At 69.1% G+C, this 14,388-nt stretch carries 13 protein-coding genes and 3 pseudogenes; 3 read left to right on the top strand and 13 right to left on the bottom strand.

The annotated features are described in order from the left end of the window. Positions 1-52 precede the first annotated feature (52 nt). The 4 genes and pseudogenes from OG867_RS31490 to OG867_RS31475 form a co-directional block, all read right to left on the bottom strand. Positions 53-814, bottom strand: a complete 762-nt coding sequence (locus OG867_RS31490) for a class I SAM-dependent methyltransferase (RefSeq protein ID WP_406290582.1) — start codon at positions 812-814, stop codon at positions 53-55. Between the two features lie 229 nt (positions 815-1,043). Then, a pseudogene (locus OG867_RS31485) lies at positions 1,044-1,614 on the bottom strand (site-specific integrase); the annotation flags it as partial. A gap of 176 nt (positions 1,615-1,790) precedes the next feature. Then, positions 1,791-2,014, bottom strand: a pseudogene (locus OG867_RS31480) (hypothetical protein); the annotation flags it as partial. Between the two features lie 393 nt (positions 2,015-2,407). After that, a complete protein-coding gene (locus tag OG867_RS31475; protein ID WP_406291252.1) occupies positions 2,408-2,983 on the bottom strand; it encodes a TetR/AcrR family transcriptional regulator C-terminal domain-containing protein in 576 nt (191 codons plus the stop codon). Positions 2,984-3,065: 82 nt separating this feature from the next. On the opposite strand from OG867_RS31475, the gene OG867_RS31470 reads away from it, so the two are divergent. Beyond that, complete coding sequence (locus OG867_RS31470; RefSeq protein ID WP_406290580.1) at positions 3,066-4,313, top strand: FAD-dependent monooxygenase; 1,248 nt, start codon at positions 3,066-3,068, stop codon at positions 4,311-4,313. Positions 4,314-4,341: 28 nt separating this feature from the next. Here OG867_RS31470 and OG867_RS31465 read toward each other — a convergent pair whose 3' ends face one another. Next, entirely contained in the window at positions 4,342-4,992 is a 651-nt protein-coding gene (locus tag OG867_RS31465) for an HAD family hydrolase (RefSeq protein WP_406290578.1), read from the bottom strand. A gap of 56 nt (positions 4,993-5,048) precedes the next feature. On the opposite strand from OG867_RS31465, the gene OG867_RS31460 reads away from it, so the two are divergent. After that, positions 5,049-5,261: a hypothetical protein gene (locus OG867_RS31460; protein WP_406290576.1), complete on the top strand. Its 213-nt coding sequence runs from the start codon at positions 5,049-5,051 to the stop codon at positions 5,259-5,261. An 878-nt stretch (positions 5,262-6,139) separates the two neighbouring features. Here the strand turns inward: OG867_RS31460 and OG867_RS31455 are convergent. From OG867_RS31455 to OG867_RS31440, 4 genes are all read right to left on the bottom strand, one after another. Then, positions 6,140-6,760 (bottom strand): FG-GAP repeat domain-containing protein, encoded by a 621-nt coding sequence (locus tag OG867_RS31455; protein ID WP_406290574.1) that lies wholly within the window; start codon positions 6,758-6,760, stop codon positions 6,140-6,142. 537 nt (positions 6,761-7,297) lie between these two features. Beyond that, positions 7,298-7,468, bottom strand: coding sequence for a hypothetical protein (locus tag OG867_RS31450; RefSeq protein ID WP_406290572.1), 171 nt, complete (start codon positions 7,466-7,468; stop codon positions 7,298-7,300). A 137-nt stretch (positions 7,469-7,605) separates the two neighbouring features. Next, complete coding sequence (locus OG867_RS31445) at positions 7,606-8,190, bottom strand: chloramphenicol phosphotransferase (protein ID WP_406290570.1); 585 nt, start codon at positions 8,188-8,190, stop codon at positions 7,606-7,608. A gap of 51 nt (positions 8,191-8,241) precedes the next feature. Then, positions 8,242-8,571, bottom strand: a complete 330-nt coding sequence (locus tag OG867_RS31440; RefSeq protein WP_406290568.1) for a hypothetical protein — start codon at positions 8,569-8,571, stop codon at positions 8,242-8,244. 37 nt (positions 8,572-8,608) lie between these two features. Here OG867_RS31440 and OG867_RS31435 point away from each other — a divergent pair. Further along, positions 8,609-8,794 (top strand): annotated as a pseudogene (locus OG867_RS31435) (transposase family protein); the annotation flags it as partial. 158 nt (positions 8,795-8,952) lie between these two features. Here the strand turns inward: OG867_RS31435 and OG867_RS31430 are convergent. The 4 genes from OG867_RS31430 to OG867_RS31415 form a co-directional block, all read right to left on the bottom strand. Beyond that, a complete protein-coding gene (locus OG867_RS31430) occupies positions 8,953-9,768 on the bottom strand; it encodes an SAM-dependent methyltransferase (protein WP_406291249.1) in 816 nt (271 codons plus the stop codon). A gap of 471 nt (positions 9,769-10,239) precedes the next feature. Continuing rightward, positions 10,240-12,201, bottom strand: a complete 1,962-nt coding sequence (locus OG867_RS31425) for a glycogen debranching N-terminal domain-containing protein (protein WP_406290566.1) — start codon at positions 12,199-12,201, stop codon at positions 10,240-10,242. Then, on the bottom strand, positions 12,198-13,574 hold the full coding sequence (locus OG867_RS31420) for an MGH1-like glycoside hydrolase domain-containing protein (RefSeq protein ID WP_328898592.1): 1,377 nt from the start codon (positions 13,572-13,574) through the stop codon (positions 12,198-12,200). The genes OG867_RS31425 and OG867_RS31420 overlap by 4 nt, the downstream gene beginning before the upstream one ends. Then, the gene (locus OG867_RS31415) at positions 13,571-14,371 is read right to left on the bottom strand and encodes a sugar phosphate isomerase/epimerase family protein (protein ID WP_328898593.1); all 801 of its coding nucleotides are present in this window, start codon (positions 14,369-14,371) and stop codon (positions 13,571-13,573) included. The genes OG867_RS31420 and OG867_RS31415 overlap by 4 nt, the downstream gene beginning before the upstream one ends. Positions 14,372-14,388: the final 17 nt, after the last annotated feature.

Raw genomic sequence — 14,388 nt, 5'->3', positions numbered from 1 at the left:
TTGTGGTCGGCTGGGTGGAGCACGTCTCCACCCAGCCGACCGCAGGTGCTTGTTACTCGGCCGAGCCGGTAGCCGGGGGTGCCTCCAGAACGAAGAGCAGGAAACACATTTTAGTCGAGAGGTCCTGGAAGTCGTCGGGATAAAGTTCTCGGGCGGCCGGATCGGGCTGTGGCTCGCTGATCACGGCCAGGCGGAAGCCAGCCGCAGTGAAGGCGTCGGTCATCGCGTGCAGCGGCCTGCGCCAGAAGCTCATCTGGGCGGCCTGCCCTACCAGGTGGGTCCATTCCTGGGTGTAGTTGGTGGTCGCGTGATAGTCGGGCCGAGGATCCTGGGTCGCGTAGTCCACGAAAGGGTGCTGCACCGATGCGATCAGTCGGCCGCCGGCCCTGAGCACTCGCCGTATCTCGGCCAGCGTCGGTCCCCAGTCCTTCAGGTAGTGCAGCACCAGCGAGGCGAGGACGTCATCGAACGCACCGTCGGTGAATGGCAGCGGGTTGCTCAGATCGGTCACGTGCAAATCCGCGTCCGCACCCAGACGCCGCCGTGCCAGCTCCACCATCCCGGCACTGGAGTCGAGGCCGGTGACGAGAGCACCCCGATCGCGCAGCGCAGCGAACAGGGGGCCAGAGCCGCAGCCGGCGTCGAGGATCCGGCGGCCGGCCACGTCTCCGGCGAGGGACAGCATCGCGGGTCGCTCGTAGTAGGCGTTCAGCAGGCTTGTCTCGTTGTCCGCCGAGTACGCCTCGGCGAAGCTGTCATAGTCGTTCGCCGGGGCCGGAGGTGCGGGCTGGGCACGGTTTTCGGCGGCAGTCATGCTGCGGTCTCCGTCTTGTCATCTCGGCATATCGCACGGGCGTTGTCCTGACGCTGGACGCCGATTCGGCACGCCCCGGTTCCGGCGTTGTCGTCCAGAACTCGCCGACGAGCGGGTTGCGAAGTGCAGAGAAGTGGTGGCGGTCCTCGGTGTCTGGGCGGGACACGCCGACGCCGCCCGGCCCCTTGGTGCGGTGGGGTGGAAGGTGGATCACGCGGATTCCCCTCGGTCAGCGCCGGGCGTCGCCGGGGACGAGCAGGCCGGTCACCTCGCTGATCGCCTCCGGCGACGGCTTGAAGTAACGGCGGACGTTCTCCGCCTTACGGTGCCGGGACTTGGCCATGAGCATCAGCAGTGACGCGCCCTGTTCACCGAGGTGCGTGAGGCCGGAGTGCCGCCACTCGTGCAGGTCCCAGCCGGTGCAGCCCGCGCCAGCGACGGCGGTGTGCTGGTCGAGCAGCGCGCGGGCCTGCCCGCACGATAGCCGGGCGAGCCAGGTGTCCGGGCAGACGTCGCGCGGCGCGAGCACCGTCTCGGGGTGCCGGGGCGGCGGTGGGCGACGAAGACCGGGCCGCGGGTGCGGCCGCCCAGCACCCGGGGCAGCAGCCTGGCAGTGCCGGCGTCCCGGTAGAACGTCTCCAGCACGAAGTCCTCCCGCGCCCGGGCACCCCGGCGACGCCCTTGGCCTTCACCGGCGCCCGGCGCCCCGGCAGGCCGAGGTCCTCAATATTCACCCCGAGGATCTCATCGGCCCGCGCGCAGGTCTCGTAGAGCATCCGCCACAGCGCCTTCGGCCGGACCGGGGGCGTTACCTGTGGGAAGACTTCCGTCCGGTCCGGCGGCCGACACCCCGCAAACCGCTCACCAGCGGCGCGAGACGCTTGGGCGCCGTTTCTCGGATCATGTTCCGAGCCAGAAGGCGAGTGCTGCGAGCGTGACGGTACCTTCAGGAATCGTGTGCGGGATACCGCGTCGTCGCAGCGAGGGGCCGGCATCGCCCCTCTGCGGCACGATGGATCCTGGTGGTGAATCCGCGTCGAGAACGTCCCAGACACTCGCCGATACCACCACCTCCTCCAGCCGGACGGCCGGCTTCCGCAGTATCGGATCGATCCGGTTCGTCACCCGCTCGGCCCCCTTTTGAGGAACGGCGGCCGGAGGAGCCTTCCTCGCGCCGGCGGCGTACTGGTGGGCGCGAACTGCCCCCACGACCCATGAAGCCAGCCTGACCTCAACACCCAGCCCACGTCGGGAGATCCGAGAAACAGTGCCTGGATCCCAACAAGCACTCGACTCCCTGCACCTCCACCAGCAGGGCAACCATTTGAGCAACCGGCCGCCGTACAACGATGCTGGTGCGCGAGCGGTCCGCACGGACGCTTCAGCGACTCGGCCTGCTCTGTCTCGCCCGACGCCGAGCCGATGTTCTCTTCGCGATGCTCCGCGACCGCACCTTTACGAATCTCGGCCAGCCGCAGCGGGCTGGTATTCAGCAGCCTCGCCGCACACTGGGCAGTCACGCTCGTCGACCGAGTCGATCACGACCGGATGACCACAGAGGTCGCACGGACGCCTGCCCTCGCCCGTCGGCGGTCAGTGAGCGGCGTCGGGAGCAGCGGTGTGCTGTTCGAGGCCGCCGAGGATGAGTGCGAGGCCCGCCTCGAAGGCCGCCTCGTCATCGAGTGCGGGGACATCTTCCGGCAGGTTCTCCGGATTCGGCGCGTTGGCGTCGGCCTGCTCCTCCAGGACGCATCCGACGGTGAAGCGGCCGGCGGCCAGCATCGCCATCTGTGCCTGCCGCTCGGGCACACCGGAGGCGATCAGGAAGGTCATCTTCCGACGGATCCGGTCCAGATCGCCGGTCGGCGTGCTGCCGGCGTGCAGGCGGGCGCCGTCGCGGCGCAGCAGCAGGGTGTGGCGGAAGCTGCGCGAGTTGTCCAGGAACCAGCTACGCCAGTCGTCCCCGGGCTCCGGCAGGGCGGCGTGGGCGTGCGGGGCCATGGCCGCCTCCGCCATCGCGGCCAGCAGGTCCTTCTTGGTCTTGAAGTGGTAGTAGAGCGACGGCTGCTCCACGCCCAGGCGTTTGGCCAGTCGCCGGGTGCTGACGTTTTCCAGGCCCACTTCGTCCAGCAGGTCCAGCGCCTCGGCGACGGCGGTCTCACGGTTCATCTTCGTCACGTTGACAATCTATCGGTGATAGAAGAATCTGGAAAGGCAGAATCGATCGCCGATAGATTTTGGAGTGCGGATCATGACGAACAAGATCGCGAAGCCTTCCCTGCGGATCCTGGTGGCCGGGGGCGGTGTTGCGGGGCAGGCGCTGGCCTTCTGGCTCACGCGCGGTGGGCACGCGGTGACGGTCGTCGAGCGGTCCCCGGCGCTACGCGCCTCGGGGGCGCAGGTGGATCTGCGAGGGCAGGGCATCGAGGCGGTGGAGCGCATGGGGCTGCTTCGGGAGGTACGCAGTCGGCTGGTGGACGAGGCGGGTGTGGCGTTCGTCGATTCCCGCGGGAAGCCGAAGGCGACGATCATGGCCAACACCTCCGGCAAGGGCCGTCAGACCCTGACCTCGGAATACGAGATCATGCGCGGTGACCTGGTGCGCATCCTGCACGAGGCGACGAAGGACGACGCCGAGTACGTCTTCGGTATGAGCGTTGACGGCTTCGACCAGCACTCCGACCGGGTCACCGCGCACTTCTCTGACGGGACCTCGGGCGAGTACGACCTGTTGATCGGCGCAGACGGGCAGGGCTCGCGAACCCGCAGGGCGCTGCTGCCGCAGGGCTTCGATCCGTACTGGCGCGTGGGTATCCACATGGCGTACTGGTTCGTGCCGCGGATCGCCTCCGACACCAACATTCGCGACACCTACATGGTCCCGGGCGGGCGGCAGATCATGCGGCGAAGCCACAACGCGACCGAGACCCAGGTGTACTTCGTGATGCGCGAGGAGTCGGCGGAAGCGTCCGCGGTCCATCGCGCTCCCGTCGAGCAGCAGCAGACGTTCTGGGCCGAGCGGTTCAAGGACGCCGGCTGGCAGACCGAGCGGTTCGTCACGGGGATGAAGGACAGCCCGTTCTTCTACTCCCAGGAGATCGCCCAGGTCCGCATCGACAGCTGGTCCAAGGGGCGGGTGGTCCTGGCCGGGGATGCCGCGCACTGCGCCTCCCCCTACAGCGGCATGGGCATCTCCGGCGGCCTGGTCGGTGCCTACGTCCTGGCCGGGGAGATCAACCGCAACCCGGCCGACCTGCCGGCCGCGCTGGCGAACTACGAACAGGTCCTGCGGCCCTTCGTCGATGAGATCCAGGGAGAGGTCAACCCCCGTATCCTGCACGTGGGCATGCCCCTCAGCAAGCACGCCATCAGCGCCTTCCAGAGCGTCACCGCGCTGGCCTGCTTCCTTCACATCCCCGACATGGTCGCCCGCATGTCGAAGAAGGACCGCGGCGGCGACTGGCAGCTCCCGGCCTTCGCCGACGCGCACGCCGCCTGAGCGACTGGCCGACGATGGGCCCGGCCGGTCAGACTTCTGCGAGGAGTCTCGGGAGCTCGCGCATGTCGTCGAAGACCGTGGTGTTCGGTCCTTCGAGCCACTGCGCGGGGGTGAGTCCACCGGCGTATCCAAGGGCGCGCATGCCGGCCGCTCGGGCTGCCTGGACCCCGTATTTGCTGTCCTCGACGACAATGCAAGCCGAAGGGTTGACGCCCATCTCCTTGGCGGCATGCAGAAACAGGTCGGGGGCCGGTTTGCCGTGAGTGACCTCGCTGGCGCTGAAGATCCGGCCTTCGAAGTATGGGTAGATCCCGGTGTGGCCCAGGGTGTGGCGCATCGTGTCGTGGTGGCCGCCTGAAGCGACGCAGCTGGGAAGCGTGAGGGTATCGAGGGCTTCGAGGATGCCGTTGACCGGGGCGAGTTCGGTGTCGACGGCCGCGCGGTGGAGTTGCCCGAACCTCTCCTGCCAGAGAGCGGCCCGGCTCGACCCCACTCGGGAAGTGATTTGCTTAAAGTTGGACGTGATTGACCGGCCGATGAACTTTTCGATCACCTCGGCTTCGGTCAACGGCCAGCCCAGCTCGGCGCCCAGAGCGACGTAGACGCGCACGGCTATGCGTTCGCTGTCGACGAGCACGCCGTCGCAGTCGAAGATGACGAGTTCAATCGGAGTAAACATCTGGACAGAGTAGAGAGGAACGGCCGTTCGTCGTGCCACCGTCCTGCGAGGGGCTTTTGCAGGCACAGATCGACTGGTACGCGACCCATGGGCGCCTGGCGGAGGCGCCGGCCGAACAGGTCGCACCGTTGCGCAGGCGTCTGCTTCGGCTGTCCACCCGGATCACCCGGGATCCGTACGGGAAGCAGGTCACTGACGGGCCGGTCGCCCGGATGGAGCTGAAGGAGCAGGCATGGGGCGCCGCCGACACTCACCGGCGAGCCTCCTGACGAGCGGGTACCCGGGGTGATCATCCGGGCCGGTGCCCACCGCGGTGCTCAGCGCCGAGAAGAACCGCCGCTCGCCCTCGTGGGACTTCATACAGCCGTTGCTGCCCCGGACATCGATGGGTCGGCCTCGACTCGATCTCGCCTCACTCCTTATGCAAGCGTGAAGCGAGGGCAATCCCTAAAAGGGTGGCTCCAGGGAGTACCCGTTCTCCTCGCGCGCCTTGATCGTGCCCAGGGCTCGCAGTTCATCGGCGGCGTCGTCAAAACGGCCGGCTCGCCTGAGGAGGTTGGCCGTGCCCATCGGTGGGCGGGTCCCCGGCCAGGCAGTCACACGTAGAAGGCGGCATATCCGTTGTGGGGCGCCCAGGAGAGCGGCGCCCCACAACGTCCGCACCCCCACGGACCTTTCTCCGCGGGAAGCGAGGTGAGGCTCCCCGCAGCCGCCGGAGGGCCTCCTTGTGCGCGGTGCCTTCACCACACCCGAACGGGCTCTCACAGTCCGATGCTGCTCATCAGCCGATGGTGCACAAAATGAGCAGGCAACGTGCTCGACGATCCACTCCCACACCACGGCAGGACCGTCTCCTGCCGCGGCGACAACCAGCCGGGCGACTCACCCGATCGCTCATCACGTCGACGGACAGAGGTCCGGGCGCGGCGGCGCGGCTCCGCCCGTGCCGCCGGCACACCGCCAGGGGTGGTCGATCAGAACGGGCGCGTGCGCAGGAGGACCGACAGCCTCAGCGACCGCCGGCACAGACACGGCGCAGTGGCGGGCTTTCGGTACAGCCGCCAGCGCGTCGTAGGTGGGGAGAGCCGGCCACATCCCAACAACGGGGATGTGGCCGGCTCTACAGGTGCCGGAGCCGGCAGGGCGTTCAGTAGAGGAAGGAGTACACGTTCCAGCCTCTGCTGTCGCCCTGCGGACCGCCGTTGACCTTTGTCTTGGGCTTGTACGGGGCGGCGGCATTACCGGTTCCTGCGTACTGCCACAGCACACCCGCCGTGTCGCGGGCGAAGAGGTCGGTTCGGCCGTGCTTGTTGACGTCGCCGGTGGAGATGAGCCAGTTGTACTGGTTCCAGCCGCTCCCGATCTTGGTGCGCTTGGCGTACGGGGCGGCGGCGTCGCCGGTGCCCTTGTAGAGCCACAGGACGCCGGACTTGTCGCGGGCGACGAAGTCGTTCCTGCCGTCACCGTCCAGGTCGCCGTTGCCGGCGAAGGCGGTGTAGATGTCGAAGCCGTAGCCCACCTTGGCGCGCTTGGCCAGCTTCCCGCTCGGGTACCCCAGGTAGAGGTAGAGGTCGCCCTTCGCGTCACGGGCGAGGATGTCACTGGGCACGTCACCGCCGAGGTTGCCCGGCGAGAACGTCATGTTGTAGATATCCCAGCCATAGCCGACGTCATCGCCCCACAACTCGCTCGGCGGGCGGTAGTTGACACTGCCGGATGTCCCGAAGGTGTAGATCCCGTCGGCCCGGCCGTCACCCGTGTGATCCACCTTGACCACTGCACGGATTCCGCTCCAGCCACGTTCCTCACTGCTGTCGGAAACTAGGCCGTCACCCTCGTACGTCGGTGACCAGCACACGCGGAACAGACTCGGATGGATGCCGCACAGGTTGAACTGAGGGGTCGGTACTGCGGTCGCCGCCGCTGCCGCAGACGGGTGCGACTGTGCACGGTCGGACGGCTTCGGAATATCGGCCGCGACCGCAGAAGTGCCTGCGGCAACAAGGACAGCAGCGAGCGCCGCGGCCGCAGCACGAGCGGCTATACGTGTGCGGGACGGGCCGGGGATCTTAGCCACAAAGCCTCCATGGGGCGTCAAGTAACGCTCCCGCCATCATTCGGGTGGGAACACTGGTTCGGCAGCATCGTGACAGTACGTCACAATCACCGATCTGCAATACGTTCAGAACTACTCCGGCGTGAGACCGTGTGCCGCCCGCAGCCGCTTTGCGCTCCAGCGGTGCCGGCGACGGAGCCGCAAACACGGCACGTGGCGTTTCACGCACGCTGCACTTGGCCCCGGCCATCAGGAGAACGGAGGAACTCCATCCACCGATCCGGCGGGTGAGCGGACCTCGCCCCGCCGTTCCGGCGGCGTGCGCTGGTTGTTGTTCCGCTCGCGCCGCCTGGTACGGGAGTACGAGACGCTGCCCGCCGTCCACGAGTGGATGGTCAGGTGGTCGATGACCATGCTCATGAGCCGCAGGCCGGCCCGTCGGCGAGCGTGAACCGGCCCGGGGCCCGCCAACGTTGTCGCGTTCACAGAGCAGATCATGCCTGATCAGGTTGCGGTCTGCACCGATCGGAGACAAGGTGAGGCCGGTAAGCCCGCGGTCAGGCCGCCAGATACTCCTGGTCGAGCCAACGGCGCACGAACGCTGCCACCTTGGCGGCCGGTATGCCGCTCGTCTCGACGACGAGGTCGGGTTTGGTGGCCTGCTTGGGCAGGCTGTTCTGATGCAGTGAGAGACCGACCGGATGAGCGTGGCGGCGCTGGCGGTCGGCCAGCGGCTCGTCGGTGACCGAGAGCTCGATGAAGGCAACCCGGGCCAGCCCTCGTGCACGCAAGTCGAGGAGTCGGCCTTCGAGGTCCGCGTTGACGACGGGCTCGAACGCCTGGCCGTCGACGATCACACCGACGCCAGCACTGAGAATTCCCACGATTCCCGCGTTCATCGCGCGGAGCATGGCAATGGCGTCCACACCATTGTTGATTCGGCGCGCCCCAGGCATGGCCGGAACGTCCTGGTAGGTGAAACCGCGTTCTGCGAATCGGGCATGTGCAACGCCACCGGCCCACTGCCCGGGAACCATTCGGTAAAGCTCGTCCACTCCGAAGCGCAGCAGGGGCTCACGGGCGTGCTCCTGGACGGCGGCCGCCAACGTCGATTTCCCGGCGGCAGAAGGCCCGGTGATCACGACGCACAGTGGGGGCCGGCAATCCATAGAGAGCTTCCCTTGTCTCGATGCTCATGAGCCGCAGGATGGCCCGTCGGCGAGGGTGAATCGGCCGGGGGCGGGCTCGGCTGCCCAGCCGCGGTCCGCAAGGCGCTTCCTCTTCGACGGTACCCCTTCCACGCCGGCCGGGCACGGTTCCAGCCCGAGTACGACGGCGATCTCCTGGCACGTCATCACCCCGTCCTCTTTCGTATGACGTTCCGCCAGGGCGGCGAGAATCTGCTGGTAGTTCACTGCAGGCACATCCGCGGTCAGCGCGGGCCGCCACACCGGCACGATCGAACCCGCCCGCGCGGGTGCCCCAACGGACGGCACCTCGGCCGCCGCCTCCGGCTCCGGCACACACGCGTTCTCGACCGAAACGGGGCCGACTACTGGCACCTACGCGCGGCTCGCTGCCGGGTTCGGCATCGGCGTCGCTACCGTGTACCGGTACATACGCGAGGTGATCGACGTCCTGGCCGCCGCCGCGCCGCCCCTGGCCGGGGCGATGAAGACCGTACGGGCGAACGCCTTCGTGATTATTCCGGACGGCACCCTACTGCTGATCGACCGGATCGCCGCGTCGACGCGCTCGCCGAGGCCGACGTGGGGTGCTGGGCGGATAAGGCTTGCCAGGGCGCTCGTTCAGAGCCCACTGCGGACCGGTTGATTCCGCCCCGCACTCACACCATCAGGCGACGATAAAGCCACTCAAAGACTCACGAACCGCCCTCTCACACCTCACGCAGCTCCGCGCTTCAGGCCCAGGCCGCCACGGAACCCCATGTCGTCAGGTCCCTCGGACACCGATGCGTCCGGGTGCCAGCGGTCGACGGTCACTACGCCCGGTTCCAGCAGTTCCAGTCCCGTGAAGAACTCCTCGATCTGCTTTTGTGTGCGCAGCACCACGGGCTTGGAGACTTTGTTCTGCCGGTAGAAGGCCGATGCCTGTGCTGCCCTGACGGGATCTGCGTCACCGCAGGCATGGGACAACGCGACATACGAGCCGGCCGGAAGAGCGTCCACGAGAACCCGCAGGACGCCCGCCGGGTCCTCGTCCTCGTCGAGGAAGTGCAGGATCGCGGCCAGGACCAGGCCCACCGGACGTGTCATGTCGAGTGTCTCGGTCACCTCAGGCGATTCCAGTACCGCGCGCGGGTCACGCAGGTCGGCTTGCAGGTAGGTCGAGCGGCCCTCTGGTGATATCGGGGTGAGCAGCGCCTCGGCGTGCCGCAGCACCACAGGGTCGTTGTCCACGTAGACGATCCGAGCCGAGGGCACCAAGCCTTGAGCGATCTCGTGCAGGTTGGGCCGGGTGGGGATGCCAGTGCCGATGTCCAGGAACTGTGTGACACCCCCCTCGTTCACCATGTGCCGTACGGCGCGCGCCATCCATGCCCGGTTCTGCTGCGCACTGCGCTGGATCTCCGGCCAGCGCTGGGCGATGCCCTCCGCGACGGCTTGGTCCACCGGGTAGTTGTCCTTGCCGCCGAGGAGGCTGTCGTAGACGCGCGCCGGGTGCGGCTTTCCCTGTTCGAACGACCCGTTGGGGAACACACGATCTCCTTCGCGCGATGACACGTTCGGTTCATACAACAACGCTTTGGCCAGAGCCATTTGAACATACTGCGAAGTCCGAACCTACCGTGCGCTCGGGCCGCTTCGGCTTGACTCATCACGTCGCAGGGGCGTGCGCCCGGCGAGTACGGGGTCGAGGCGGGCGATACTCATCGGATGCGGTAGGGCGAATTCGATCCGCAGTGGGCCTCGTCCGGGCGCACGGGCGCCGGCTGGCATGAAGGGCCCCTGGCACCGCCGCCGATCACCCGCTCGGGGTCGCGCATGCCGCGGCGGCGGCAGTCGCGCAGCAGGTCGGCCCACGCTTCGGTGGACTCCCTTCACCCCTGACACGCCCTTCCGGTCCGCGGCATACCTTCGGGGGGTGCCAGTGCAACGTCGGAGCGGACGGCACGACCGCGGGGCGGCTGCCGGGCCGGTGAGCCTCGAACGATGTCGTGCGCCTGCGGTTCAGTGTGCCGGCATCCGCAACGCCGTGAGCACGGCCAAGGGCGTCGCCGCAGCCCATGCCTGTGGTGAGCAGGAGTGGGGGTAGGGCACCGGTCGGGGGTGCTGCGATCGTGCGTAGCCCGCCATGACCTCGGGCAGCCGGTGACCGTGGTGGGAGGACGCTTCGAGCAGTCCGAGGGCGACCTTTCGTGTCTCCTCCTTCAGGCCGTACCGTGCCAGGCCGAGCAGGATGACCGCGTTGTCGTGCGGCCAGGCGGTGCCCCGGTGGTACGCGAGGGGGTGGTATGCGGGCTGACCGGACGCCAGGGTACGGATCGCCCAGCCCGAGAAGAAGTCCGGTTCCAGCAGGCGCCGGCCCACGCGCTGTGCGTGCGCCGTGTCCAGGATTCCGGACCACAGCAGGTGGCCCGCGTCCGAGGCCAGCGAGTCGACCTGCCGACCGCGGCCGTCCAGGGCCAGCGCCGGGAAGGCGGGGCCATGCATCCAGAAGTCCCGCTGGAACCTGTCCCGCAGGCCGGCGGCAGCACGGTCGAGGCGGTCGGCGTACGCGGCGTCGCCCCATACCGAGCGGGCCAGCCGCGCGGTGCGCACCAGCGCGTCGTAGGCGTAACCCTGCGCCTCCGCGACGGCGATCGGGCCCTCGGCCTGGGAGCCGTCCAGGAAGCAGATCGCGCCTTCGGAGTCCTTCCAGTTCTGGTTCACCAGGCCGTTCGGGTCGGGTGAGTAGACCAGGTATCCGCTGCTCTCCAGGCCGCCGTCCTGGAACATCCAGGACACGGCGGCACGGGCGTGGCCTTCGAGGCGGGTTGCGAGGGTCCGGTCGCCGGTCGCCTCCGTATAGCTGTCCAGGAGTACGAGGAAGAGCGGGGTGGCGTCGACGGAGCCGTAGTAGCGGCCGTACGGGACCTGGCGGAAGTGGGCCAGTTCGCCGTGCCGGATCTCGTGGACGATGCGCCCCGGCTGTTCCCCGCGCCCGGTGTCGTACTCCGTGCCCTGGGTCGCCGCGAGGGCGCGCAGGGTGCCCTCCGCCAGTTCGGGCCGGTACGGCAGCGCGAAGAGTGAGGTGAAAAGGGAGTCCCGCCCGAAGAGCGTGAGGAACCAGGGGATCCCCGCCGCCGGCACCAGGACGCGCTCACCGTCCGGGCCGGTGGCCGGAACCCTGAGTGCGGCCAGGTCGCTCAGCCCGCGGGCGCACGCGTCGGCCAGCCCGTCGGGGGCACCGGCCGGAATGGGCAACGGGGTGGCCGTGAAGGCCGCCGTGTCCGCCCTGTGGTGCGCAACGGCCTCGGCCGGGGAGCCGACCCGGTCCGGATCGCCCGCCCCGTGGGCGAACGCGCTTACGGTGATGCGGAGTTCGGCCGCGCCGTGGGCGGGCAGCTCCAGATTCCAGTCCAGCCGGTGGGCCGTGTCCGGCGCGCCGGCCGGCCGGACCGCGGTCGGGGCGGGGGAAGAGCGGACGGCCGTACGCGACAGCCACGCGCCGCGCTCGTACGTGAAGGTGACGCCCTTCGCGTGTGCGCGAGCCGTGCGCAGGGCGCCCACCTTCTCATAGCGGCGCTTGTCGGACCGCAGTTCGAACTGGTCCGCGAAGTCGGCGTCCGCGACGAGGGAGAGAAGCGCCGCCACAGGCACCGGACGGTTGTTGACCAGGCGCAGACTCTCTGTCAGAACGCCTGCGGACACTGCCTGTTCACGAAAGACGCTGTACGCGGCCGGCTCGTCACGGGTGCCTGGTGGGGTGAGGACGCACAGGGCGGACGCGTCACCGCCCGACGGCACCAGTACCTCCGGCGTGGCTCCGTCGACGGTCAGGGTCCACCGGCTCAGATGCCGTGCGTCGCGGTGGAACAGCCCGTCGGGGGAGGTTCCGCGACGGCCGCCCACCCCGCCGTCGGCCCCGAGGACGGCGAAGGTGCCCGCGTGGACCAGGGTGGTGTCCGTTCCGGAAGCCGCGTCGTTCATGTGCGCACTCCGATCGAATGGGCGTCGGGCGAAGCCGTGTCGTCAGCCAGCAGGTCGAGGGTGAGGGCCGCGGTCCAGCCGAAGGCGCGGGTGCCGCGGGCCTCGGCCGTGAACGGGTCCACGTACTCGGCGAAGGAACTGGCGCCCGCCGCGTCGAGCATGGCCGCCCGCAGTACGGTCGCTGCGTGGGCCTGCCCGTACTGGCGCAGCCCCCGCTCCAGGAGCCAGTTGGTGTTGAACCATGCGGGGCCGCGCCAGTAGCGCGACGGGTCGAAGGCGTGCCCGGTGAGGTCGTACGAGGGCGCCATCGGCACCTGGCCCAGCAGGAACCCGCTCCCCCCGGCCGTATCGAGGAGGGCGTCGACGATGTCCTGAGGGAGGCCGGGGACGATGAGCGGGACGAGGCCGGCGACACTGCGCTCGGGGATCAGCTCGTCGGCGACCAGGTCCCGGGCGAGGAACATGCCGTCGGCGGGCGACCAGAGCCGCTCCACCAGGGCGTCGGTCAGGCGGGACGCCCGCTCCTCGTGGGGGGTGGGGTCCGCGCCGGTCTCAGCGGCGATCCGGGCCAGGGCGTGCTCCGAGACGATCAGCAGCGCGTTGACACACGGGTCCTCGACGGCGAAGGCGTGTGTGCCTCGTGCGTCCGAGTAGCCGCTGTCCCGGTAGTCGGCGGCGAGCCGGACGTACCGTCCGTAGTCCAGGTCGGTGGGGCGTTCCGCGGCCTGCCCGTGGGCGAGGTCGGCGCGCCGGTAGGAACCGGGGGCGGCCGGTTCGACGCGCTGCAGCGGATCGTCCCAGCAGGGGCTGTTGTCCATGCCTGGCTCCCACGGGTGCACCATGGCCGCCAGGCCGCCGCCTCCGAGGTCGCGACGGTCCGTGAGGTAGTCGTGCCAGGCCACCAGCCGGTCGTACATTCGCGGCAGGAAGCCGCGGCTGCGGGAGGTCTCCGGGTCGGCCCGATGGACGAGCCAGGCGGCGAGGGCGTGGACCGGGGGCTGGACGATGCCGGAGGTCTCGGTGCCCGCCGGGGCTCCCGAGGGGGCACCGTCGGTGGAGGAGCGCCAGAAATCGGGGCTCGGGAAGTAGGCGTCGAGGGGTACCTCGGGGCTGAACACGATGTGGGGGACGCGTCCGTCGGTCCACTGGGCGCCCAGCAGGCTCTCCAGCTCGCGCTGGGCGCGGCGCACCGACAGGTGGCGCAGTCCGATCGCGATGAAGGCCGAGTCCCAGCTCCACTGGTGCGGATACAGGCCGTGCGAGGGGACGGTGGAGGAGCCGGTCCAGTTGGTGAGGAGTACCCGTGCCGCGCCGCGCCGGAGGGTCAGGTCGTCGGCGGCGGCGGGCACGGGGGTTTCGAGCAGCGAGGTCACGCGCCGGACCTCCGGAGGAAGGCGGGGATGGACCGCACCGCCGCGAGCGGGTCGCCGGTCAGGCGGCACTCGGCGGCGAGATAACCGTCGTAGCCGATGCTGTGCAGCGCCCCGATCCAGGCCGGCCAGTCGAGGTGTCCGGCGCCCGGCTGGAACCGGTTGGAGTCGCTGACCTGGGCGTGGCCGAGGTAGGGAGCGGCGGCCAGGATCGCGGCCGAGGGGTCGGCCTCCTCGATGTTCATGTGGTAGCTGTCGATGCCGATACGGACGGAGTCCAGGCCCACCGTGCGGATCAGGTCGACGGCCTGGTCCAGCCGGTTGACCATGTGGTCCTCGTAGCGGTTCAGCGGTTCGAGGTAGAGGGTGACACCCTCCCGGTGGGCGTGCTCACCCAGCTCGGAGAGACCGGCCAGCAGCACCTCGCGGTCCTGCTCCTCGGTGCGCGGGGGCTCGAAGGGAGGGAGCCGGCGCGAGAACATCCCGTACGACGCGGGGGTCTGCACGCCGAGGGCGCCGATCTCGGCGGCGACGGAGAGCTGGGACTTCAGCTGTTCCAGCGCGTCGCGGCGCAGGTCGTCGTCGAACGCGGCGAAGAAGTGCAGCATCTCGACGCAGACGGTCGGCATGACCACGCCGTCGGCGAGGGCCTGCTTGAGCTCCGGCAGCCGGTCACGGAAGTGGAAGTCGCCCTTGGACCGCAGCTCCACGGCGTCGTAGCCGGCGTCCTGGGCGAAGGCCCACTTCTCCTGGAGCGTGTCGCCGGGGAGGAGCTGTTCCTGGCAGGCGGTTTTCAGCATGGGGGGCCTTTCGGCGC

The sequence above is a fragment of the Streptomyces sp. NBC_00209 genome (genome assembly GCF_045206345.1).
In the GTDB taxonomy this organism is placed as follows: Bacteria; Actinomycetota; Actinomycetes; order Streptomycetales; family Streptomycetaceae; genus Streptomyces.
The sequence above is the reverse complement of the archived record's forward strand: the minus strand, read 5'-3'. Positions and strand labels throughout refer to the sequence as shown.